Raw genomic sequence first — 24,303 nt, forward strand, 5'->3', positions numbered from 1 at the left:
TATCGAGGTTCTCCCGCAGATGAAACCGGAGGGAACATGCCAGCCTCGACGCCGAAGGGCAACACATCAGAACGCGCACCCACAGCCAGTGAGAAGGAAGCGCTAGACTTTCACGCGCAGGGCCGCCCGGGCAAGCTGGAGATCAACCCCACCAAGCCCATGACCACGCAGCGCGATCTGTCGCTCGCCTATTCTCCGGGCGTTGCCGTGCCGGTAAAGGCAATCGCCGAAGACGCCGCCCGCGCCTATGACTATACAGCCAAGGGCAATCTGGTCGCCGTCATCTCGAACGGCACCGCCATTCTCGGCCTCGGCAACCTTGGTGCGCTCGCATCCAAGCCGGTGATGGAAGGCAAGGCCGTGCTGTTCAAGCGCTTTGCCGATGTCGATTCCATCGATCTAGAAGTCGATACGACCGACATCGATGCCTTCATCAATGCGGTACGCTATCTCGGACCATCGTTTGGCGGCATCAATCTGGAAGATATCAAAGCGCCCGACTGCTTCATTATCGAGCAGCGCCTGCGCGAATTGATGGACATTCCGGTTTTCCACGACGACCAGCACGGAACGGCTATCATCGCCGCTGCCGGCCTCATCAATGCGCTGCATCTGACCGGTCGCGACATGAAGACGACGAAGCTCGTCTGCAATGGCGCGGGTTCGGCGGGTATTGCCTGTATCGAACTCATCAAAGCGATGGGGTTTGCCTCGGAAAACGTCATCCTGTGCGACACCAAGGGCGTCGTCTATCAGGGTCGTGAAGAGGGCATGAACCAGTGGAAATCCGCACATGCCGTGAAGACCGACAAGCGGTCCCTCACAGATGCCATGAACGGTGCGGATGTCGTGTTCGGTCTTTCGGCCAAAGGCGCGTTCACCGAAGACATGGTCCGTTCCATGGCGCCGAACCCGATCATCTTCGCCATGGCCAATCCCGACCCGGAAGTCACGCCTGAAGAAGTGGCGCGCATCCGTGATGACGCCATCGTTGCCACCGGTCGCTCGGACTATCCGAACCAGGTCAACAATGTCCTTGGCTTCCCCTACATCTTCCGTGGCGCACTCGACGTTCGTGCAACCACCATCAACGACGCGATGAAGATCGCTGCCGTCAATGCGCTGGCCGAGCTTGCCCGTGAGGATGTGCCGGACGATGTAGTTGCCGCCTATCAGGGCAGTCGTCCGCGTTTTGGTCCGAACTATATCATTCCGGTGCCGTTCGATCCGCGCCTGCTTGCGTCCGTCTCGGCTGCGGTCGCCAAGGCAGCGATGGAAACCGGCGTTGCCGGACGCGCCATTGCCGACATCGAAGGTTACAAGCGCGAATTGTCGGCGCGTCGCGATCCGATCGCTTCCACCTTGCGCGGCATCTATGAACGTGTCCGCCGTCAGCCGAAGCGCATCGTCTTTGCCGAAGGCGAAGAAGAACAGGTGATGCGTGCCGCCGTTTCCTACGTCAATCAGGGTCTCGGCACCGCTATTCTGGTCGGCCGCGAGGAACGGGTAAAGGATACGGCGAAGGCTGCCGGTCTCGATCTCGACCGTCCGGGCATCGAAATCATCAATGCACGCCTGTCGAGCCGCAATGCCGCCTATGCCGACTATCTCTACGAGAAACTGCAGCGCAAAGGCTATCTGACACGCGATTGCCACCGTCTCATCAACAATGACCGCAATCATTTTGCGGCCTGCATGGTGGCGCTTGGCGATGCCGATGGCATGGTGACGGGCGTGACCCGAAATTATGCGACGGGTCTGGACGACGTGCGCCGTGTGATCGATTCCAAGCCCGGCCACCGGATGGTCGGTGTTTCCATCGCGCTTTGTCGCGGACGCACGGTGTTCATCGCCGATACCGCCGTACACGAAATGCCGACCGCAGCCGAGCTTGCCGATATTGCGGTTGAAGCTGCAGGTATGGCGCGCCGCATGGGTTATGTGCCGCGTGTCGCACTGACCGCTTTCTCGACTTTCGGCCATATGGGCGGTGAACGTTCCGCGCGCATTCAGGAGGCCGTCCGCATTCTGGCGACGCGTCATGTCGATTTCGAATTTGACGGCGAAATGAGTGCCGATGTGGCTTTAAACCCGAAGCTGATGGAACAGTATCCTTTCATCCGCCTGTCGGGCCCGGCCAATGTGATCGTCACGCCGGACAATCATTCAGCCTCAATTGCCGCCGACATGCTGCAGGAATTGGGTGGTGCGACGATCATCGGCCCATTGCTCGTCGGCCTCGACAAGCCAGCGCAGATCGTCACCATCGGCGCGAAGGATTCCGACATCGTCAATATGGCGGCAATCACCGCCTATAACGCGACGAACTGAAAAAACCGCGAAGAGTAATACAAAGGCCGGGTTTCCCCGGCCTTTGCTTTTGGATATTCATCATCCATAAAAGCGGCTATAGGATAGCCATCGTCCACTATCCTTTTCTCCGCAAACCGGATCTACATGCCGCATGAGCGCACACGACCTTAAGCTGGAAGAGATCGTCAATCCCGAGACGCTACGCCGCAAGCTCAACGAACTGGCGGATTCCACGGACGAAAACTACACCAGTCCTACCGTACGAAAAGTGGTACTTCAGGCTCTGAAGGATGCTTTGGTGCGTGGTCGCGCCAATGCGGAAGGCATGCTGATGAAGGATGGCGGCGGCACGCTATGCGCCAAACGCCTTTCCTTTCTCATGGATACGCTGATTGAGGCGCTGTTCGAATTCGCCACTACCAAAGCCTATCCGATGGTCAATCCGTCAAAGGCCGAGAACATGGCCATCATCGCGGTTGGTGGTTATGGACGTGGAGGACTGGCGCCGGGGTCGGATATCGATCTCCTGTTTCTGCTGCCCTACAAGCAGACCCCCTGGGGTGAGCAGGTTGTCGAATACATGCTGTACATGCTGTGGGACATGGGGTTGAAAGTCGGTCATTCCACGCGCAACATTGATGAGTGCATTCGTCTTTCGCGCGAGGACATGACGATACGCACGGCAATTCTCGATGCGCGGTTTCTAACCGGCAATCGCGAGCTCTTCAGAACGCTTGTTACCCGCTTCGACGAGGAAATCGTCAAGGATACCGGCCCGGAATTCATTCAGGCCAAGCTTGCCGAACGCGATCAGCGCCATCGCAAGGCAGGCGAAACCCGCTATCTGGTTGAACCGAATGTCAAGGAAGGCAAGGGCGGCCAGCGCGACCTGCATACGCTGTTCTGGATCACCAAATACTTTTACCGCGTCAAAACGAAGGAAGAACTGGTCAAGCTTGGTGTTCTGTCACGAGCCGAGCTGAAGCTGTTCAACAAGGCGGAAGATTTTCTCTGGGCGGTGCGGTGCCACATGCATTTCGCGACGCTCAAAGCCGAAGAACGCCTGTCCTTCGACATACAGCCTGAAATTGCCGAACGCCTTGGATATACGGCGCATCCCGGCCAGAACTATGTCGAACGCTTCATGAAGCATTATTTCCTCGTGGCAAAAGATGTGGGCGACCTCACTCGCATCATCTGTGCCGCGCTGGAGGAACAGCAGGCCAAGCATGTGCCGGGCTTCAACCGCATCTTCCTCACTTTCTCGCGGCGCAAGCGCAAGCTTTCCGCAGACGGCGACTTCGTTTCGGAAAATCACCGCATCAACATCGCACGGCCGGAGGTTTTCAAGGAAGACCCGGTCAATATCCTCCGTCTCTTCCATTTGGCCGACAAGCACGGGCTGGAATTTCACCCCGAAGCGATGCAGAGCCTCACCCGCTCGCTGAAACTCATCAATTCCGATCTGCGTGAAAATCCCGAAGCCAACAAGCTTTTCCTCGAAATCCTGACTTCGCCGCGCAACCCCGAACTCATTCTACGCCGCATGAACGAATCCGGTGTGCTCGGAAAATTCATTCCGGACTTCGGCAAGATCGTCGCCATGATGCAGTTCAACATGTATCACCATTATACGGTAGACGAGCATTTGTTGCGCTGCATCGCCGTGCTTTCGGAAATCGAGCATGGCGAACTGGAAAACGAGCACCCGCTTTCAAACCATCTCATCACCACGATCAAGCGCGACCGCAACCTGCTTTATGTGGCGCTGCTCTTGCACGACATTGCCAAGGGGCGCCCGGAAGATCATTCTGTCGCTGGCGCGCGCATCGCCCGCAGGCTGGGACCACGGCTGGGTCTTACCCCTACCGAAACGGAAACCGTTGAATGGCTTGTGCGCGAGCATCTCACCATGAGCATGGTGGCACAGTCGCGTGATCTCAATGATCGCAAGACCATCATCGACTTCGCAGACACAGTGCAGACCATGGAGCGGTTGAAGCTTCTCCTGATCCTGACCGTCTGCGACATCAAGGCGGTTGGCCCCGGCGTATGGAATGGCTGGAAGGGCCAGCTTCTGCGCACACTCTTCTACGAAACCGAACTGGTCCTGACCGGCGGCTTTTCGGAATTGTCGCGCGCCGACCGCGACCATCAGGCGCGAGAAGCGCTTGCCGAACGGCTTTCCGATTGGCCGAAGGACAAGCGCGATGCCTATCTGGCACTTCACTACACCAACTATTTTCTGACCGTCAGTCTCGAGGATCAGGTCCGGCATGCCCATTTCATTCGCGAAGCTGATCGCGAAGAGCGGGCGCTGGCCACCATGGCCAAGCCGCATACTTTCGAGGCAGTTACGGAAATTACGGTGCTGGCGCCCGACCATCCACGCCTGTTGTCGATCATCACCGGCGCCTGTGCAGCGGCTGGCGCCAACATCGTCGACGCGCAGATTTTCACCACTGGTGACGGACGCGCACTTGATACCATCCTCATAAGCCGCGAGTTCGACACTGACGATGACGAACGTCGCCGTGCTGAACGTGTCGGCAAGGTCATCGAGGATGTATTGTCCGGCAAGGCCCATCTGCCCGACGTGCTCGCCAAGCGTACAAAACCGAAGAAAGCTGCCAAGGCTTTCAAGGTAGAGCCGCGTGTCGAGATCAACAACACGCTCTCCAACAAGTTTACCGTCATCGAGGTCGAAGGTCTGGACCGGCCCGGTTTGCTTTCAGAACTGACCGGCCTTATTTCCGACCTTTCGCTGGATATTGCATCGGCTCATATCACCACCTTCGGCGAGAAAGTGATCGACAGTTTTTACGTGACTGACCTTGTGGGTCACAAGATTTCAAACGCCACCCGCCAGGGCAATATCAGGCGCAAGCTGCTTGGTGTTCTGAGCGGAGATACTGGCAATAAGACAAACGGTCGCTCGTCGCAGGCCGCAGCATAGGTTTTTCAGTAAATGAGTTTGGTCAAAAAGTTCGCCACGGTCGCGTCCGGAACGCTGATGAGCCGCATTTTCGGCTTCACGCGCGAGATGTTCATGGCGGCAGCACTTGGCACCGGCCCGGTGGCCGATGCCTTCAATGCCGCTTTCCGTTTCCCGAACACCTTTCGCAGGCTCTTTGCCGAAGGCGCGTTCAATTCAGCCTTCGTGCCGCTTTTTGCCAAGGAAATCGAAAAAAACGGCATGGACGGCGCGCGCCGTTTTTCCGAAGAAGTCTTCGGCGTTCTCTTCACCGTGCTTCTGTTCCTGACCATCGTGATGGAACTTTCGATGCCATTCATCGTGCGGACGGTGATCGCACCGGGCTTCACTGACGATCCGGTGAAATTCGACAATACAGTGCGTCTCGCCGTCATCATGTTCCCCTATCTCGCCTGTATGTCGCTGGCCGCGATGATGGGGGGGATGCTCAATTCACTGCACCGCTATTTCGCGGCAGCCATTGCGCCGGTGTTCCTCAACATCATTCTGATCGGGGTGCTGGCTTTCGCATGGTGGCGGGGCTATGACGCGCTTTCAGTCGGCTATGGCCTTTCCTGGGGTGTTATGGCAGCAGGTCTGGTGCAGCTTGCCATCGTCTGGCTCGCCGTGCGCAATGCTGGCATCAAGATCGGCTTCCGCCGTCCTCGCCTGACAGCCAATGTCAAACGGCTGCTGGTGCTGGCGCTGCCTGCCGCCATCACCGGCGGCATCACGCAGATCAACCTTCTCATCAACACCAATATCGCGTCGGGCATGGAAGGTGCGGTGTCATCGCTCGTCTATGCGGACCGCATCTATCAGCTACCGCTCGGTGTCGTCGGCATCGCGGTCGCGACCGTGCTTCTGCCGGAACTGTCTCGCGCGTTGCGCGGCGGCCACATGAAGGAAGCGTCGAACCTTCAAAACCGCTCGGTCGAGTTCACATTGTTTCTGACGCTGCCAGCCGCTGCAGCTCTTCTGGTCATGTCGGAACCCATCGTCCGACTTCTGTTCGAACGTGGCAAGTTCAGCCCGGATTCCACGCTCGTCGTTTCCAATATTCTGGCGATCTATGGCCTTGGTCTGCCCGCTTTCGTATTGATCAAGGCGTTCATTCCCGGTTTCTTCGCCCGCGAGGATACACGCACGCCGATGATCTTCGCCGCCATTTCGGTGGCGGTGAACGTCTCGCTTGCCATCACGCTTTTCCCGCATTTCGGTCCGACCGGTATCGCCACGGCGGAAATCATCGCGGGCTGGGTCAACGCTGTCCTGCTGTTCGCCATGCTGGTAAAACGCGGCCATTGGGGACGGGATATTCCGCTGCTTACCCGTATTCCGCGCCTCCTCGTCGCTGCCGCGATCATGGCATTCGGTATTCATTACGCCATCGGCTATTTTGCGTATGAGCTTTCCTCCGCAGCGCCGCTTGTTGTGCGGGCGGGAACCGTTACCGCGATCGTCGTTGCGGCAATGGTGGTCTATTTTGGCTTTGCCTTCGGTCTTGGCGGCGCCAATACGGGAATGATCCGCCGCAACATCAAGCGCGGTGCAGCAAAGAAAGCCCCTGAAAGCGAGCAATAATTCACGCTTGAAAGGCGGCTGCGTCTCTGCGAAAAGACCAGCATTCAAAATCCCCGCTCTCCACCGGCGGGGCAATTTTCGTCACGCATTTCCGAACGCGAAACCGGTATCCACTTTCGCTGGAAATGCTCATTCAGGATAAAGCCATGAGCACGTTCAAACCGCTTGTTTTCTCCGGCGTCCAACCGACCGGAAATCTTCACCTCGGCAACTATCTGGGGGCGATCAAGCGGTGGGTCGAGGTTCAGGAGACGCAGGAATGCATCTATTGCGTCGTGGACATGCACGCGCTGACCATTTCGCCCGATCCGGCTGAGCTTATGCAATCGACCCGTGAAGTCACCGCAGCTTTCCTTGCTGCTGGCATCGACCCGAAGAGGAGCATCGTCTTCAACCAGAGCCGCGTCATGCAGCACGCGGAGCTGGCATGGGTGTTCAACTGCATTGCACGTATCGGCTGGATGAGCCGTATGACCCAGTTCAAGGACAAGGCAGGCAAGGACCGCGAAAATGCTTCGCTCGGCCTGTTCGCCTATCCAAGCCTGATGGCCGCCGACATTCTGCTTTACCGCGCCACTGCTGTCCCCGTTGGCGAGGACCAGAAGCAGCATCTGGAATTGACCCGCGATATCGCGCAGAAATTCAACAATGACTATTCCGACCGTATCGCTTCGCTCGGTGTGGGTGTGGATATGCAGGTGGGTGACGAGCAGGTTTCCGGCTTCTTCCCGATGACGGAACCGATGATTTCCGGTCCTGCGATGCGCATCATGTCACTGCGCGACGGCACCAAGAAGATGTCGAAGTCCGATCCGTCCGATCTGTCGCGCATCAACCTGATCGACGACGAAGAGACCATCACCAAGAAAATCCGCAAGGCAAAAACCGACTCGGACGGCCTGCCCACCGATCTCGACGGTCTCGCCGGTCGTCCGGAAGCCGATAATCTGGTTGGCATCTATGCAGCGCTTTCCTCTCAATCGAAGGAAGACGTGCTCAACGAATTCGGCGGACGCCAGTTCTCCGAATTCAAGGCATCGCTTGCAGATCTGGCCGTAGCGAAGCTTTCGCCGATCACCCATGAGATGCGCCGTCTGGTCGCTGATCCGGCTTACATCGACAGCGTTCTGCGCGACGGTGGTGAGCGGGCTGGCGTGATTGCCGAACAGACCATGCGTCATGTTCGCGACATCGTCGGCTGGCTGCAGAACTAAACTTCTCAATTATTGAAGGGGCGGCGGCACTTCTGCTGCCGCCCCGCTTCATTTGAGAATCGTCATCCGATCGTCAACCACCTAGGAGAGCACGTTTCGATCTGATTGAATCAGATCGGCGCGTCACATTTTTTGACGTGCATCTTGTCCGAAAACCGTTTCGCACTTTTCGGGATGCACTCTAAATGTCAGCTTGCAGACGGTTAATCCCGATGGCAAATTGCGGCCATGGTATCAAAACGACTTAGCCGGGAAGCCGGTCACCGCCGCAAGTTTCTTGCCGTCATCGATGAGACGCCCGAATGCGGGCGCGCCGTCGCCTATGCCGCGCGCCGTGCAAAAAATACGGGCGGCTCTCTCATCCTGCTTTTCGTGATTGATGACTCTGATTTCCAGCAAATTCTGGGCGTCGGCGAAATCATGCGTTCCGAAGCGCAGGATCGTGCTCGCGCAGCGCTGGAGAAATTCGCCGCAACCGTGCGTGCGGACCAAGGTATAGAGCCGGAAATCAGCATCCGTGAGGGCGAAACCGCCGAAGAGCTCATGTGTCTCATCGAGGAAGATCAGGATATCGCCATTCTGGTTCTGGCTGCTGGCTCCGGCAAGGAAGGTCCCGGTCCTCTCGTGCAATCGCTTGCCAGCCGCTCCCAGTTCCCGATCCCGGTTACCGTCATTCCGGCAGGTATGAGCGACGATGACATTGATGCGGTGACCTAATCACCCTATATTGATGATAACTGATACGCGCGAGATCGGGACAGGACTTGCTTCCATATGGATCTGCGCTTACGAAAATCGTTCCAAAATCTGAAAGCGGGACAACTGGCATGTTCATCCAGACTGAAACCACGCCCAACCCGGCGACCCTGAAGTTTCTTCCCGGCAAGGTGGTTATGCCGGAGGGCACCGCTGATTTTCGCGACCCGTCTACCGCAGGCAACACATCACCGCTCGCAGCCAAGCTTTTTTCAGTTCCGGGCGTGACCGGTGTTTTCTTCGGCTACGATTTTATTACTGTCACCAAGGACGATGGTGAATGGCAGCATCTGAAGCCCGCCATTCTTGGCACGATCATGGAACATTTCATGTCGGGCGCACCTGCAATGGCTGGCAACAGCAACGCAGACGCTGCCGCCGCTCATGGCGAAGAAGAATTTTTCGATGACGCCGATGCCGAAACCGTCGAGATCATCAAGGAACTGATCGAGACCCGCGTTCGCCCGGCAGTTGCACAGGACGGCGGTGATATCACGTTCCGTGGTTTCGAAAACGGTACCGTATTCCTGAACATGAAGGGTGCATGCTCTGGTTGCCCGTCATCGACGGCAACGCTGAAGCACGGAATTCAGAACCTCCTGCGCCATTTCGTGCCGGAAGTGCAGCAGGTCGAACAGATCTGATCTTATTGAGACTTGTAAAGAAAAAGGCCGCTTGAAGCGGCCTTTTTCATATCTGTCATCATCTGGACTTACTGCTTCACGATGACCTTGGCACCCTGTTCCGTGCGGTCGTAAAGATCCATGATGTCCTGATTCATGAGGCGGATGCAGCCGGAAGACATGGCCTTGCCGATGGACCACCATTCCGGCGTGCCGTGCAAACGATAGCCCGTGTCACCGCCCTTGTTGTAGAGGTACAGAGCCCGTGCACCGAGCGGATTGCGCAGGCCTGGGTCCATGCCGTTACGGTATTTCGCCAGTTCCGGCTGGCGCTTGATCATGGCGGAAGGTGGCGTCCAGGTCGGCCATTCCCGCTTCATGGCAACGCGCGCCGTACCGGACCATTCGAAACCTTCACGGCCGACACCAATGCCGTAACGCATGGCCTTGCCTTCTGGCATGATGAGATAAAGGAACTTTTCCCGCGTATCGACGATGATAGTGCCTGGCTTTTCATCCGTCGGATATTTGACGATCTGGCGGCGATATTGCGCCTGGATCTTTTCGCTCGGAATGGCCGGGACGACATAGCCAGCGTCACTGACCGAAGAATAGGAGGCAGTATAGAAAGTGCCGCCTACGGTCGAGCAGCCTGCCAATGCACCTACCAGAAAAAGAGCCGTCGTCAGTTTAAGGACGCGAGAATTCATGCATTCCCCCAGATTGGTTCATTCCGTCAATGGGACCACGATGGGCCGGAGATTGAAGCGAATCGCTCATTCTTGTCGAAGATGCGGTAGTATTGTTAACCAGGCGTTAACCGTAAATTGAAAATTCCTTGAATAAGACATTTTTTGGCCATGTTTTACCATGTTACCGCAGTTTTCGCGCCGAGCGCCCCAGTTTTCGGATTGTTTCGATCTCAATCCGCGCACAAACTACACCTATGCCAATCGTGATTCCCAACCAGACCCACCCTCTTTCCGACGGTCGACAGTCGGAGAACGCCATGCTGGTGCGGCGTGGCGTACAGCGTCTTTTTCTGGAAATGGGGCTTGCAACATTGCCCGAACTACCGCTGGTATCTGGCAGGCGCGCCGACCTGATCGCGGTCACTCGCAAGGGCGAAATCTGGATCGTGGAAATCAAATCCTCGATCGAGGACTGGAAGGCGGATCGTAAATGGCCCGAATATCGCGCTTATTGTGATCGACTGTTCTTCGCAACCCACCCGGCGGTGCCGCGCGAAATATTTCCGCAAGAATGCGGCTTCATTCTCTCTGATGGATATGGAGCAGAAATTCTGCGCGATGCACCGGAACATAAATTACCGGGCGCAACACGAAAGGCGCTGATGTTGCGCTTTGCGCGGGCGGGCGCCGTCCGCCTGACAATCGCCGAACTCGCCGGTCTCGATGTCCCCGAGACCGAAATAGATTGATTAGTGCGCATCCCGAAAAGTACGAAGCGGTTTTTGGAAGAAGATGCGCATAAAACTTAACGGGGCGCGCGCTTCGCCAGAATGCGCTGCAATGTACGGCGATGCATGTTGAGACGACGTGCGGTCTCGGAGACATTGCGCTCGCACATTTCATAGACACGCTGGATATGTTCCCAGCGCACCCGGTCGGCCGACATGGGGTTTTCCGGCGGTGCAACCTTTTCACCGGGACGGCGGGTCAATGCGGCAAAGACCTCATCCGCATCGGCAGGCTTCGACAGATAGTCGATGGCACCGAGCTTAACGGCATTCACAGCGGTAGCGATATTGCCGTACCCGGTAAGAACGATGGCGCGCGTATCGGCACGACGCGAACGAATAGCTTCAATAATATCGAGACCGTTGCCGTCGCCGAGCCGCATATCAACGACCGCATAGGCCGGGGCTGCAGCCTTGGCGGCGGCGATGCCTTCCTCAACCGATTCCGCAGTCGTCACCTGAAAACCCCGGCTCTCCATGGCGCGGGCAAGGCGCTGCAAGAAGGGCTTGTCGTCATCAACCAGAAGGAGGGTCGGATCGTTGCCTATGGCTTCGGTGTCTTCCTGCTTCAAGTCGTCCATCGGGTGCTTCCTGCCTGTATTTTTCTTTCCTTATTGATACCCCTGCGTCAAAAAGTCAAATAGCCATTGAATTGTTGAAGCAATTTCAGCATTCACCCATTCGCAAGATTAGTGCAAACCTTTGTATTTTCAGAATATTTTGAAATGTGGACACGAGGATTTGATAGGAAAATCGTGTATTTGCCGCAACAGGCTTCAGACGGACCAGTATTCCCGCGCCTCGTCGGATACCCCAGCCAGAAAGTCATCCAGCTCCACGTGATCGATATGCGCACGCAGCGCCTTGGCAACGTCGTAAATGGCTGAATCCGGTGCAAAATTGTGATCTTTGCGCAAAGACTGCACTTCGCGGGTCATGGCTTGTCGGCTGTCGAATGGCCGTTTCGCCTCGTAAATATCCCAGTTCGCTACAAAAATAGCGCGAAGAACCGGCGGCAATATCGTGGCAAAGCGAATCGCTTGATCGACGTCCAACCGGTGACGAAAGGTGAGCAGCACAGCCTCTACCATCGTATAGGCCTGATTGCGCGTGGCGAGCCCTGCCTCGTCCCGAGCCATATGGAGAAACTTGTCGAATTCCTCTGTCGCTCTTTGGATCTCAAGCGGTATCGTCATATGGCATCCTTCTTCAGCCGGATATGAATGCGGAACGCGGCCAAACCACTTTTACCTCTGCACCCTGCCCCGGATTGTTGCGATTGCGGAAGGTGATATGCGCGCCCGAGCGTTCCAGCAGGGTTTTTGCGATGAACAGGCCGAGGCCAAGGCCACCGCCGTTCCGCGTGTTGTCGCGGCTCGTCATATAAGGCTCGCCGATACGGTCGAGAATTTCCGGCTTGAATCCTTCGCCGTCGTCCTGAATGGTCACACTCACATTGCCGTCCGTCCAACCCCAGGTAACGTTGACCGTACCACGTGCGAAATCGACGGCATTTTCCACCAGATTGCCGAGGCCATACAGCAGGCCGGGATTGCGTCGGGTGACAGGCTCCGGTTTCGGGCCTTCCGTCTTTTGCACGTCGATCGTAATACCGAAGTTGCGATGCGGAGCGATCACCTCTTCGATGAGCGAAGAGAGTGGCAGGCGCGACATATGTTCCTCGCCTTCGGAGGACAGGCTGGTCAGTCGCTGAAGGATTTCCCGGCAACGCTGGGTTTGGGAATGGAGCAAGGCAATGTCCTCGGCAAGGCCCGGATCTGTGGTACGGGCGCGCTGCATTTCCTTCACCACCAGTGCAATCGTTGCCAGTGGCGTGCCCAGTTCGTGGGCAGCAGCCGCAGCCAGCCCATCCAGCGCCGACAAATGTTGTTCACGCTGGAGAATGAGTTCGGCAGCGCTCAATGCATCGCCCAGCTGGCGCGCTTCTTCGGCGATGCGATAGGCATAAACACCAGTGAATCCGAGTGCCGAAATAATGGCGCACCAGATACCAATCACGAACAGGAATGGCAGGTCCAACGTTTCACCTGGATACCATGGCAGCGGCTCATGCCTGATAGTGAGCACCGAAGTACAGGCCACGACCAGCAGGGCGAGCACCAACGTATGACGGGCGGAAAGCGACGTCGCCGAGATGATGACGGGCACGATCATCAAAATAATGAAAGGGTTCTGCAGCCCGCCGGTAAGATAGAGAAGCCCTGCCAGCTGCAGAACGTCGAACGCCAGAACCAGGCTTGCCGCTGCCGGATTGAGCCGATGGTTGGTCGGAAAACGGAAGGCCAGATAAAGATTGAGCCATGCCGAACAGGCGATCAGCGCAAAACAGATGCCAACAGCAAAAGGAAACTGCAGATAGAGCGCCACGAACATGACTGCGGCCGTCTGCCCAGCTATGGCCAGCCAGCGCACACGTATCAACGTGGTCAGGCGCGGACGGCGCGAAAGATTGGAAGCGCGATTCTCGAATTCTGCGTGCATGAGGTCCCTCGTCAGGGCCTCTTATGAGGCAAGCCCGAACCAGAAAGCAAGCGAAACTGCGTTATCCGGTCGCAGGGAAATGTGGTGAGACCTATTGAGATTTTGGTAATGACGAGCCCAAAATGGTGCGCTTTGAGAACGGGAGCGGAATGTACTTTTGGGTACATGAGCACCGGAAGCGCAGAAGAGTGCCATTTGCAGGCGGTCAGAACCAAATATCTCAGGTTCCGCGCGGCTTGGCTCGACGGGTCGCTTCGGCATTGGCCGGATCTTCCGGCCAAACATGCTTCGGATAGCGTCCACGCATGTCGGAACGCACATCCGCCCATGATCCCTTCCAGAAGCCGGGAAGATCGCGGGTAATCTGGATCGGGCGGTGAGCCGGAGAGAGAAGCTCCAGCAAGAGCGGCACCTTGCCATTGGCGATGGCCGGATGCACGCCAAGGCCGAACAGTTCCTGCACGCGGACTGCAATCACCGGCTCTTCGGTATCATAGCGGATTGGAATATTCGAGCCGGTGGGCACTTCGAAATGCGTCGGCGCAAGTTGGTCGACACTGCGCTGGAGATCGAAGGGTACGAGGCTCATCAGACCGTTCTTCAATACGTGTCCCGGAATGCGGTCAAGTTGGGCTTCACCCGTCAGGAAAGGCAGCAGCCAGTCGTCCAGCCTTTCGACAAGATAGTCATCGTCCATTGCAGGCCACGGATCGCCGAGGCCTCGATGCAGCCAGCCGAGGCGTCGGCGCAGAATATCGGCTTCTTTGCCCCACGGCAGAATATCGAGGCCATTTTCACGCACCGCGGCAATCACGCCTGCGTCGGCAGCACTCCCCGAAGGAGCGGCGAGCGGCTTTTCGGAGAGAGCTATTGCACCAATACGCACAGCTTCACGAGCCCGCAAGGCATTCTTTTCCGGATCATAGATAACCTGTCTGCCGCTTTCGATCCTATTGCCAAGGGTAGCGCGGATTTCGGCTTCTGAAACTTCCGCAGCAGAAAGAATGCGGGCCCGCCCGGCTTTGCCTGACATATCGGCAACCACCAGCCATGCCGCCCGGCTGAGGCTGATAGCGGGGTCGACTTCGCCGCCACGCCCATTGGCAAGCAGGAATTGCCCCGTCTGGCCGCGTGCCTTCGCTATGCGGTCAGGATAAGCGTCGATAAGCATACGGCCAACGCTTGAGCCTGCCGCTTCACCCTTGTTCGGGACATTTGCTGCAAGTCGCCTTGCCAGCCCTTTTGCGCGCTGTGCACGATCCGAGCGGTCATTGCGGAACCGCGACATGCGTGTGTCGAGGTCAGTTTCATTGCCGCCAAGACCGCGCTCGGTCAGCAACACCGCGAGTTCGGCCGCCTTCTGCGCTTCACCGCGTTTGCCAGCTTCTGCCACCATATGCGCCAGACGTGCGGGCAGAGCCAAAGAACGCATCGCATCACCATCAGGCGTCAATCGTCCTGTCTCATCCAGAGCGCCAAGCCGCAGCAGAAGGGCCTTTGCTTCCTTCAGCGCGGGCTTGGGCGGAACATCGAGAAAACTGAGCGTTGCCGGATCAGTCACACCCCACGCAGCCGCATCGAGCACAAGCCCGGACAGGTCAGCTTCCAGAATTTCCGGTGGAGAAAAAGCGGGAAGCGACGCCGTTTGACCCTGATGCCAGAGCCGGATCGCAACACCAGGCTCCGTACGCCCCGCGCGACCCGCACGCTGATCGGCGCTCGCTCGTGAGGTGCGCACTGTTTCCAGCCGTGTCAGGCCAGTGGCAGGTTCGTATTTCGGCAGGCGCGCAAGCCCGCTGTCTATCACCACACGCACGCCATCAATCGTGATGGAGGTTTCGGCAATCGAGGTCGCCAGCACCACCTTGCGATAGCCCACCGGTGCAGGCTTGATTGCCGCATCCTGATCACGGCCTTCCATCGCCCCATAAAGCGGGGCCAGAATGATATTGGCAGGGAGGAACTTTTCCAGAATGCCTGCCGTGCGCTCAATCTCGCCCTGCCCCGGCAGAAAAGCCAGAATGCTGCCGGTCTCGTCGGCCAATGCATCACGAATAGCACGCACCATCACGTCTTCGATCCGTTCATCTGCCTTGCGGTCGCGATAGCGGATATCGATGGGATAAGCGCGCCCCTCACTTTCAATCACCGGCACATCGCCGAGAAGCGAAGCAACGCGAGCGCCATCGAGCGTCGCAGACATCACGAGTATCTTGAGGTCGTCACGCAGTGCCGCCTGCACATCGAGCGCCAGCGCCAGTCCGAAATCGGCATCGAGACTGCGTTCGTGGAACTCGTCAAACAAGACTGCGGCGACACCCTTGAGGTCTGGATCGTCCAGAATCATGCGCGCAAAGACGCCCTCGGTGACGACAAGGATTTTCGTTTTCCCCGATACCTTGCTTTCAAGGCGCATCCGGTAGCCGACCGTTTCACCCGGCTCCTCACCCAGAAGCTGCGCCATGCGGCGAGCGGCTGCGCGTGCCGCCAGACGACGCGGTTCAAGCAGCACGATCATGCCATCCTTGCGCCAATCCGCGTTCAGCATATGAATAGGCACCAGTGTCGTCTTGCCCGCACCGGGCGGCGCAACAAGAACCGCACTCGCATGATGCGCCAATGCCTCGTCAAGCTCAGGCAGAATTCGTGTCACAGGAAGATCGGGCAGGCTCGTCAAAATAATTTCCGTCAGATAAGGCTTCCGCTTTCGTGCTTATCACACAGGGAACGCACATGATCCATATTCGAAAATCAAGCAAGGCCGATACGCCTGCACTTGTCGAAATCTGGCGCGCCAGCGTTCTCGCCACGCATGATTTCCTGAGCCGCGATGATTTTCTGGAAATCGAAAAGCTGGTGGCCGAGCAATATCTGCCGAATGTGGAAGTCTGGCTGATTGAAGACGCTGGCAAGCCGGTCGGCTTCATGGGTATGAGCGAGCGTCATATCGACAGCCTGTTCATCGCACCCAACCAGCGCGGCAAAGGCATCGGCAAACAGATGATAGCGTATGCAATAACTCTCGGCAGTCCGCTGACAGTCGATGTGAACGAGCAGAACCTGCAGGGTGTCGGCTTTTACCGACATATGGGATTTGTCGAAACCGGACGCTCAGAGACAGACGACCAGGGACGACCCTATCCACTCTTGCACTTGCGGTTGGCGACCGACAATTGACATACTCCCCTAGAGTATATAGATTTCGCTGAGATCGGGAGAATCCATGCCGCATTCACCGGAAGACAAGAAGCGCGCCTTGACGCGCCTGCGCCGCATTCGCGGACAGGCCGAAGCACTGGAGCGCGCGGTGGAGGCTGGCACGGAATGCGCAGCGTTGTTGCAGCAGATCGCGGCACTGCGGGGGGCTGCCAACGGGTTGATGGCGGAAGTACTGGAAAGTCATTTCCGCGAGACATTTGGGCAGGAAACCAAAGCTGATCCCGATACACAAATCGACGAAATCATGCGGATTCTACGCACCTACCTCAAATGAGTGCGTTGCTCCAAGATAGACTGAAAGGGAGAAACATCGTCATGAAATCACGCGCAGCCGTTGCGTGGGAGGCAAAAAAGCCGCTCACCATCGAAACAGTCGAGATTGGCGGCCCACGGGCTGGCGAAGTGCTGGTCGAAATCATGGCGACGGGCGTTTGCCATACAGATGCCTACACCCTTTCAGGCCTCGATTCCGAAGGCAAGTTTCCGGCCATCCTCGGCCACGAAGGCGCGGGTATCGTGCGCGAAGTGGGCGCTGGCGTGACCTCGGTCAAGCCTGGCGACCATGTCATTCCGCTCTACACGCCGGAATGCCGCCAGTGCAAAACCTGCCTTTCGCAGCGCTCTAACCTTTGTACCTCGATCCGCGCGACGCAAGGCCAGGGCCTGATGCCGGACAAGACGACGCGCTTTTCCTGCGATGGCGGCGAAGTGTTCCACTATATGGGCTGCTCGACCTTCTCGAACTTCACCGTTCTGCCGGAAATTGCCGTCGCCAAGGTGCGTGAAGACGCGCCTTTCGACAAGATCTGCTATATCGGCTGTGGCGTGACGACCGGCATCGGTGCAGTGATCTACACGGCAAAAGTTCGTCCGGGTTCCAATGTCGTTGTGTTCGGCCTCGGCGGCATCGGCCTCAATGTCATTCAGGGCGCCCGTATGGTCGGTGCTGACAAGATCATCGGCGTGGACATCAATCCGTCCAAGGTCGAGATGGCGAAGAAATTCGGCATGACCGACTTCATCAATCCGCGCGAGATCGGCAATGACAAGGTGGTGCAGGCCATTCAGGATCTGACCGACGGCGGCGCGGACTATTCCTTCGACGCCACGGGCAATACCGATGTCATGCGTCAGGCGCTGGAATGCTGCCATCGCGGTTGGGGTGAATCGATCATCATCGGCGTGGCGGAAGCGGGCAAGGAAATCGCCACCCGCCCGTTCCAACTGGTCACTGGACGCGTCTGGAAAGGCACTGCATTCGGCGGCGCGCGCGGGCGCACCGACGTGCCGAAGATCGTCGACTGGTATATGGAGGGCAAGATCAATATCGATGATCTCATCACCCACACCATGCCGCTCGATGAAATCAACACTGCCTTCGATCTCATGCATGAAGGCAAGTCCATCCGTTCGGTGATTGTCTACTGATGAGTGACAAGTTTCTCGTTTCCCAATGGGACGAAATCGACAATCTGACCCCGCGCGCACTTTATGCGATGCTGAAACTGCGCGTGGATGTCTTTGTGGTCGAACAGAAATGTCCCTATCCGGAACTCGACGGCAAGGACGCCGAGGCGTTTCATTTGCGCATTCTCGACGGTGAGGAACTTGCAGCCAGCCTGCGAGTTCTACCGCCGGAACAGGATGGAAAGCCGGTGAAGATCGGACGCGTCGTCGTAGCGCCGGATTATCGCGGCTACAAGCTCGGTCAGCGCCTGATGAAAGAGGCCGTCGATTTTGCTCATGCCCGCTTTCCAGGCATCGCGATTGAGCTTGGAGGCCAGAGCCATTTGCAGAAATTCTATGGCTCGTTCGGCTTCGTAGCGATTTCCGACGAATATCTCGAAGACGGCATTCCACACGTCGATATGCGATTGGAACCAAGGGAAACGGTTGCCTGATGTTTCTGCTGCGCCGCCATATGTCGTTCTATCTTGGCGCTCTCGGCGGCGTGACAGCATTCATCATTGCCTGGCTTCTTAGAAGCCCGCTTGCGCCAGTCATCGGCGCTAACTGCTTCTTCGTGCTCTATCTGGGGCTGTCTGCCTCTGCCCTGCCGAAACTCACGGCCAGCTTTTTGAAAAAGCACGCCGCAAGCGCTGACGAACCCGTCTGGATCATCTTTCTGGTGACATTTGCAACAGTTCTCGTCGCAATCGTCTCTCTGTTTATTCTCATCAACAGCGAGACAAAGGCCGATACATTCTCGCTGGTCATGACACTCGCGTCTGTGCTACTCGGCTGGTTCACCATCCATATGATGACGGCGATCCACTACGCGCATGTCTATTGGCAGCCGGGTGAACCGGCTGGCGACGATACCAGCCATGCCAGCCGTTATCGTGGCGGCTTTGAATTCCCCGGAACCACTGAACCCTCAGGGTGGGATTTTGCCTATTTCGCCTATGTCATCGGCATGACGGCACAAACGTCCGACACGAGCGTGACGACGCCTGCCATGCGCAGGGTCACGCTGCTGCACAGCATCGTCTCCTTCTTCTTCAACACCGTGCTGGTCGCCGCTTCCGTCAATGTTGCGGTGGCGCTCGGAAGCTGAACAAAACCGAGGTTCTTTCATGGAAACCATTTCGACCGCCAAGTGCTTTGATGGAACGCAAGGTGTCTATCGCCACAAAAGCGAGACGAACCAGTGCGACATGACCTTTGCCGTCTTCCTGCCACCGCAGGCCGCAACCGGACCGGTGCCGGTGCTTTGGTATCTCTCGGGCCTCACCTGCACACATCAGAATATGATGGACAAGGGCGAATATCGGCAAATGGCTTCCAAATTAGGAATTGCCGTTATTTGCCCCGATACGAGCCCGCGCGGTGATGACATTCCGGATGAGCCCGACAACTGGCAATTCGGCAAGGGTGCCGGTTTTTATGTCGACGCCACGCAAGAACCTTTCGCCACGAACTACCAGATGTACAGCTACATAACCGAAGAGCTGACCGATCTGGTGGCGCGCAAATTTCCGCTCGATATGGCGCGGCAGGCAATCACTGGCCATTCCATGGGCGGTCATGGCGCGCTAACCATTGCGCTGAAAAACCCGGACCGTTTCAAATCAGCATCTGCATTTGCACCCATCGTCCAGCCTTCAACGGCAGGCTGGTCCAGACCGGCGCTGGAAAAATATCTCGGACCGGAAGAACGGGCCTGGCGCGCCTATGATGCCACGCTTTTGATCGAAGACGGCTATCGGTTCCCAGAGTTTCTGGTTGATCAAGGCACCGCGGATGGCTTTCTCGATGAAGGCTTGCGTCCGTGGCTTCTGGAACAGGCATGCAAAAAGGCAGGCATTCCCCTCACGCTCAATATGCGTGAAGGCTATGACCATTCCTATTTCTTCATCTCGACCGTCATGGACGACCACTTGAAATGGCATGCTGACCGGTTGAAGCGCTAATCAGCGCTTCAAAACCTTCATCGGCAGACCGCCCTGAGGCTGGGTCGTGAGCTTTTGCACTGGCCACGGCTTAGTTGTGTCCAGCACCTCGAAGCGGCGTCCGTCGAGCAGGATGGCAAGCGCAATCACAGCCTCCTGCAAGGCAAAACTCGCGCCGATGCAGACGCGCGGGCCTGCGCCGAAGGGTAGATACTGAAAGCGATCCAGCCTGTCGCGGTTTTCTGGCCAGAAACGTTCAGGCATGAAAGCGTCCGGCTGGTCCCAGTAGAGCCTATGGCGATGAATGACCCACGGCATGACCAACACGGTCGCGCCCTTCGGGATTGTCAGATCGTCATATGCATCATCGGTTGCCGCCTCACGATTGATCGATGGTGCAGGCGGATAAAGCCGCATCGCCTCCTCAAAGGCGGCACGCGTGAAAGGCAGCGAGGCCAGCCATTCCTCCGGCGGCAGATCACGTCCACCTTTTGCAAAAAAACCATCGATTTCCAATTCGATAAATTCACGTTCACGCGGTGCCTTCGCGAGCAGATAAAGCGTCCAGCCGAGTGCGCGGGCGGTCGTCTCGTGACCGGCACCAATGAAGGTGATGATGTTGTCTTCGATTTCGGAGCGGCTCAGTCCGTCCAGTCCTTCGGCGCGCAGAAGCAAAGTGAGGAAGTCGCTCGGCACATCTTCTTGCCTGTCCATGCGCGTTTTACGCAACGCGATGGTGTTTGAGACCAGTTCGCGGAAGAAACCCAGCGATTGCTGTCCACGCAACCGCGTGAGGCGCGGCAGCCAGTCGGGCAGTCCCAGAAGGTCGAACGGATCGACCCGTCCCATGGTCTCGAACAGCTTGTCGATCTGATGTGCGAAATCGTTTGGATCGCCTGCAATCTCTCCCGAGAATAGCGTCTCGGCCAGAATATCATAGGTCAGGAGCGTCATGTCATGGGCGACATCGGTGATCGTGCCGGGGGTCTTGTATCGCTCGACGAACTGGAGCGACCGGTCGCGCATGGTTTCAGCAAAACCGCCGATATGGCGCGGGGTAAAAACCGGCGCCATGGCTTTTCGCGACCGCTTCCATACCTGGCCTTCCGCCGTCAGCAGACCATCACGCAACAGGGGGCGCAGCACGCGCTGGCGAATGGCGGACATGGGATAATTGGCGGCATTGTCGACCAGCACATGGCGGATCAGCCCCGGATCGTTGGCGATGATGGTTTTCATGCCGAACCAGCTGACGGAAATCCACCGCTCGTTATAGGAAGGCTCGCCCCAAAGCTCGAGCGGGTTCTTGTAGACGACCCGCATCATCTCGAAACGCCCTACCGGTTTTTCGCGCGGACGCGGTGCGGGCGGCACGAATGGCCTTGGTCTTTCGTTCATGACGTTCGCAATTTCCATCAAGCGTTCCTTTCGTCATAAAACAGGTCGAGAACGCCCCCGTCAAACCGGATATAAGCGTCAATTGTGGCGGTTCCAGAAGCCAAGTGGCACCGCTACTGTTCACATATGAACCAACTGCCGGAATCCCCGGTAAATTTACCGCCAGAATTTGGAAAAAAAGCCTTTAGCACCTATATTAAAGCCATGTTTGTCGCGTGATTCGACATATCTTTGAAGCTGCATTCGCAGCGCGTTTTTCGAAAGATTTTCATGAGCGAGATGCCCGAGATGAATTCCGAAGCCCCCGCCGAATATGGCGCGGATTCCATTCGTGTTCTGAAAGGTCTGGATGCTGTTCGCAAGCGCCCCGGCATGTATATCGGTGACACGGATGACGGCTCCGGCCTGCATCATATGGTCTACGAGGTCGTGGACAATGCGATCGACGAAGCGCTGGCAGGACATGCCACGCTTGTCACGGTCGCCCTCAATCCGGACGGGTCCTGCACCGTGACCGATAACGGTCGCGGCATCCCGACCGACATCCATAAGGAAGAAGGCGTTTCGGCGGCGGAGGTCATCATGACCCAGCTCCACGCAGGCGGTAAGTTCGACCAGAATTCCTACAAGGTTTCCGGTGGCCTGCATGGCGTCGGCGTATCGGTGGTGAACGCGCTGTCGATCTGGCTGAAGCTGAAGATCCGCCGCTCCGGCAAGATTCATGAGATGAGCTTTACCCATGGCGTGGCCGATGCTCCGCTCGTGGTAACCGGTGATGCTGGTGCGGAGACGGGTACAGAAGTCAGCTTCCTGCCCTCGCCTGATACCTTCAGCATGGTCGAATTCGATTTCGACACGCTGGAACGCCGCCTGCGCGAACTCGCCTTCCTCAATTCCGGTGTACGCATCAAGCTCACCGACCGCCGCCATGCGGATGTCGTTGAGCATGAGTTGCACTATGATGGCGGGCTTGTGGAGTTCGTGAAATATATCGACCAGAGCAAAAAATCGCTTCTGGAAGAGCCGATCTATATCCGCAGTGAAAAAGACGGCATGACGGTTGAAGTCGCCATGTGGTGGAACGATTCCTACCACGAGAAGGTACTGTGCTTCACCAACAACATCCCGCAGCGCGACGGCGGCACGCATCTGGCCGGTTTCCGCGGCGCGCTGACCCGTCAGGTGACGGGCTATGCCGATGCTTCGGGCATGACCAAGAAGGAAAAGGTGCAGCTTACCGGCGATGACTGCCGCGAAGGCCTGACCGCCGTTCTTTCGGTCAAGGTTCCCGATCCTAAGTTTTCGTCGCAAACCAAGGACAAGCTGGTTTCGTCGGAAGTTCGCCCGGTTGTGGAAAGCCTCGTCAACGAAGCACTTTCCACATGGCTTGAAGAACATCCGGCTGGCGGCAAGATCGTGGTCGAAAAGGTCATTCAGGCCGCTGCTGCCCGTGAAGCTGCCCGCAAGGCGCGTGACATCACCCGCAAGAGCAATCTGAGCGTGACGTCCTTGCCCGGCAAGCTTGCCGACTGTCAAGAGCGCGATCCGGCCAAGTCTGAAATCTTCATCGTCGAGGGTGACTCGGCAGGTGGTTCCGCCAAGAGCGGTCGTTCGCGCCAGAACCAGGCCATTCTGCCGCTGCGCGGCAAGATTCTGAATGTGGAACGCGTCCGCTTCGACCGCATGATCTCGTCCGACCAGGTCGGCACGCTCATTACTGCGCTCGGCACATCGATCGGCAAGGATGAAACGCACGGCTTCAACCCGGACAAGCTGCGCTATCACAAGATCATCATCATGACCGATGCTGACGTCGATGGCGCGCATATCCGTACATTGCTGCTGACCTTCTTCTTCCGCCAGATGCCGGAACTGATCGAGCGCGGCCATATATATATTGCGCAGCCGCCGCTCTATAAGGTGTCGCGCGGCAAGTCCTCGCAATACATCAAGAACGAGGCCGCCTTCGAAGACTTCCTCATCGAGACAGGTCTTGAAGAAGCCACGCTGGAAATGGCAAGCGGCGAAGTTCGCGCCGGGCCGGACCTGCGTTCGGTTGTGGAAGATGCCCGCACCATGCGTCAGCTTCTGGCCGGTCTTCACACGCGCTATGATCGTCGCGTGGTGGAACAGGCGGCCATTGCCGGGCTGCTGAACCCGGATGCCTCGAAAGACAATGCAACCGCACAGCGTTCTGCCGATATTGTTGCAAAGCGTCTCGACATGATCTCGGAAGAAACCGAGCGTGGCTGGGAAGCACATGTAACGGAAGATGGTGGCTATCGCTTCGAGCGCATGGTGCGCGGCGTGAAGGATGTTGCCATTCTCGACATGGCGCTGCTCGGTTCTGCCGATGCCCGCCAGATCGACCGCGTGGCTGCACGCCTGTCGGAAGTCTTTGCCGAGCCACCGGTGCTGCGCCGCAAGGACAAGGTGGAGACACTTTCCGGCCCGATGGGCCTGCTCGATGCGATCTTTGCGACGGGCCGCAAGGGGCTGACCCTGCAGCGTTATAAAGGCTTGGGCGAAATGAACGCCGAGCAGCTTTGGGAAACCACACTCGATCCGAATGTGCGTTCGCTGCTGCAAGTCAAGGTGACGGATGCAACCGACGCCGATTCACTCTTCACGCGCCTCATGGGCGACGAGGTCGAACCGCGTCGCGAATTCATCCAGGAAAACGCACTGAGCGTTGCCAATCTGGACGTTTGATAAAGAAAGCCCCGAAAGGCCGGATAGCCTCTCGGGGTTTTGCCAGTAAAAAAGCCCCGGAAATCCGGGGCTTATACATTTGAGGCCGGAACGTTAAACTTCGTTCCGGCCTCTATGTCATTGTGGTGAATGCAAC

20 protein-coding genes are annotated in these 24,303 nt (G+C 57.3%); 14 read left to right on the forward strand and 6 right to left on the reverse strand.

Features of this window, described 5'->3' with window-relative positions:
* Positions 1-36: 36 nt before the first annotated feature.
* The 6 genes from MKS82_RS09255 to MKS82_RS09280 all read left to right on the forward strand — a co-directional run bounded on the left by MKS82_RS09255 (position 37) and on the right by MKS82_RS09280 (position 9,485).
* A complete protein-coding gene (locus tag MKS82_RS09255; RefSeq protein WP_109985883.1) occupies positions 37-2,331 on the forward strand; it encodes an NADP-dependent malic enzyme in 2,295 nt (764 codons plus the stop codon).
* Positions 2,332-2,464: 133 nt separating this feature from the next.
* A complete protein-coding gene (locus MKS82_RS09260; RefSeq protein ID WP_109985882.1) occupies positions 2,465-5,269 on the forward strand; it encodes a [protein-PII] uridylyltransferase in 2,805 nt (934 codons plus the stop codon).
* A 12-nt stretch (positions 5,270-5,281) separates the two neighbouring features.
* A complete protein-coding gene (gene murJ / locus MKS82_RS09265) occupies positions 5,282-6,871 on the forward strand; it encodes a murein biosynthesis integral membrane protein MurJ (protein ID WP_109985881.1) in 1,590 nt (529 codons plus the stop codon).
* Between the two features lie 146 nt (positions 6,872-7,017).
* Positions 7,018-8,085 carry a tryptophan--tRNA ligase gene (gene trpS, locus MKS82_RS09270; RefSeq protein WP_109985880.1) on the forward strand — a complete coding sequence of 356 codons (1,068 nt, stop codon included), beginning with the start codon at positions 7,018-7,020 and terminating at the stop codon, positions 8,083-8,085.
* A 228-nt stretch (positions 8,086-8,313) separates the two neighbouring features.
* Positions 8,314-8,802 (forward strand): universal stress protein, encoded by a 489-nt coding sequence (locus tag MKS82_RS09275; RefSeq protein ID WP_109985879.1) that lies wholly within the window; start codon positions 8,314-8,316, stop codon positions 8,800-8,802.
* A 110-nt stretch (positions 8,803-8,912) separates the two neighbouring features.
* Positions 8,913-9,485, forward strand: a complete 573-nt coding sequence (locus tag MKS82_RS09280; RefSeq protein WP_109985878.1) for a NifU family protein — start codon at positions 8,913-8,915, stop codon at positions 9,483-9,485.
* A 68-nt stretch (positions 9,486-9,553) separates the two neighbouring features.
* Here the strand turns inward: MKS82_RS09280 and MKS82_RS09285 are convergent, their stop codons facing one another.
* Positions 9,554-10,174, reverse strand: a complete 621-nt coding sequence (locus MKS82_RS09285; RefSeq protein WP_109985877.1) for a L,D-transpeptidase — start codon at positions 10,172-10,174, stop codon at positions 9,554-9,556.
* Positions 10,175-10,410: 236 nt separating this feature from the next.
* Here MKS82_RS09285 and MKS82_RS09290 point away from each other — a divergent pair, with 236 nt between their 5' ends.
* On the forward strand, positions 10,411-10,905 hold the full coding sequence (locus MKS82_RS09290) for an MmcB family DNA repair protein (RefSeq protein ID WP_109985876.1): 495 nt from the start codon (positions 10,411-10,413) through the stop codon (positions 10,903-10,905).
* 56 nt (positions 10,906-10,961) lie between these two features.
* Here MKS82_RS09290 and regA read toward each other — a convergent pair whose 3' ends face one another.
* From regA to hrpB, 4 genes are all read right to left on the reverse strand, one after another.
* Positions 10,962-11,525, reverse strand: a complete 564-nt coding sequence (gene regA, locus MKS82_RS09295) for a global response regulator transcription factor RegA (protein WP_006465866.1) — start codon at positions 11,523-11,525, stop codon at positions 10,962-10,964.
* 195 nt (positions 11,526-11,720) lie between these two features.
* A complete protein-coding gene (locus MKS82_RS09300; RefSeq protein WP_109985875.1) occupies positions 11,721-12,140 on the reverse strand; it encodes a DUF2267 domain-containing protein in 420 nt (139 codons plus the stop codon).
* Positions 12,141-12,153: 13 nt separating this feature from the next.
* A complete protein-coding gene (locus MKS82_RS09305; protein ID WP_109985874.1) occupies positions 12,154-13,446 on the reverse strand; it encodes an ActS/PrrB/RegB family redox-sensitive histidine kinase in 1,293 nt (430 codons plus the stop codon).
* A 220-nt stretch (positions 13,447-13,666) separates the two neighbouring features.
* Entirely contained in the window at positions 13,667-16,123 is a 2,457-nt protein-coding gene (gene hrpB / locus MKS82_RS09310) for an ATP-dependent helicase HrpB (RefSeq protein WP_109985872.1), read from the reverse strand.
* A gap of 56 nt (positions 16,124-16,179) precedes the next feature.
* Between hrpB and MKS82_RS09315 the strand changes: the two genes are divergently transcribed.
* From MKS82_RS09315 to fghA, 6 genes are read left to right on the forward strand one after another with little or no spacing between them, the layout of a single operon-like run.
* Positions 16,180-16,623 (forward strand): acetyltransferase, encoded by a 444-nt coding sequence (locus MKS82_RS09315; protein ID WP_109985871.1) that lies wholly within the window; start codon positions 16,180-16,182, stop codon positions 16,621-16,623.
* Positions 16,624-16,669: 46 nt separating this feature from the next.
* Positions 16,670-16,939, forward strand: coding sequence for a metal/formaldehyde-sensitive transcriptional repressor (locus tag MKS82_RS09320; protein WP_010657981.1), 270 nt, complete (start codon positions 16,670-16,672; stop codon positions 16,937-16,939).
* A 41-nt stretch (positions 16,940-16,980) separates the two neighbouring features.
* Positions 16,981-18,093 carry an S-(hydroxymethyl)glutathione dehydrogenase/class III alcohol dehydrogenase gene (locus MKS82_RS09325; protein WP_109985870.1) on the forward strand — a complete coding sequence of 371 codons (1,113 nt, stop codon included), beginning with the start codon at positions 16,981-16,983 and terminating at the stop codon, positions 18,091-18,093.
* Positions 18,093-18,566 (forward strand): GNAT family N-acetyltransferase, encoded by a 474-nt coding sequence (locus tag MKS82_RS09330; RefSeq protein ID WP_109985869.1) that lies wholly within the window; start codon positions 18,093-18,095, stop codon positions 18,564-18,566. The genes MKS82_RS09325 and MKS82_RS09330 overlap by 1 nt, the downstream gene beginning before the upstream one ends.
* Positions 18,566-19,222 (forward strand): DUF1345 domain-containing protein, encoded by a 657-nt coding sequence (locus MKS82_RS09335; protein WP_240578643.1) that lies wholly within the window; start codon positions 18,566-18,568, stop codon positions 19,220-19,222. The genes MKS82_RS09330 and MKS82_RS09335 overlap by 1 nt, the downstream gene beginning before the upstream one ends.
* A gap of 19 nt (positions 19,223-19,241) precedes the next feature.
* Positions 19,242-20,078 carry an S-formylglutathione hydrolase gene (gene fghA / locus MKS82_RS09340; RefSeq protein ID WP_109985867.1) on the forward strand — a complete coding sequence of 279 codons (837 nt, stop codon included), beginning with the start codon at positions 19,242-19,244 and terminating at the stop codon, positions 20,076-20,078.
* Here fghA and MKS82_RS09345 read toward each other — a convergent pair whose 3' ends face one another.
* Complete coding sequence (locus MKS82_RS09345) at positions 20,079-21,473, reverse strand: cytochrome P450 (RefSeq protein WP_109985866.1); 1,395 nt, start codon at positions 21,471-21,473, stop codon at positions 20,079-20,081.
* Positions 21,474-21,725: 252 nt separating this feature from the next.
* On the opposite strand from MKS82_RS09345, the gene gyrB reads away from it, so the two are divergent.
* Positions 21,726-24,167: a DNA topoisomerase (ATP-hydrolyzing) subunit B gene (gene gyrB / locus MKS82_RS09350; RefSeq protein ID WP_109986251.1), complete on the forward strand. Its 2,442-nt coding sequence runs from the start codon at positions 21,726-21,728 to the stop codon at positions 24,165-24,167.
* The last annotated feature ends 136 nt before the right edge of the window (positions 24,168-24,303 follow it).

The sequence above is a fragment of the Ochrobactrum sp. A-1 genome (assembly GCF_022488005.1).
Classification (GTDB): Bacteria; Pseudomonadota; Alphaproteobacteria; order Rhizobiales; family Rhizobiaceae; genus Brucella.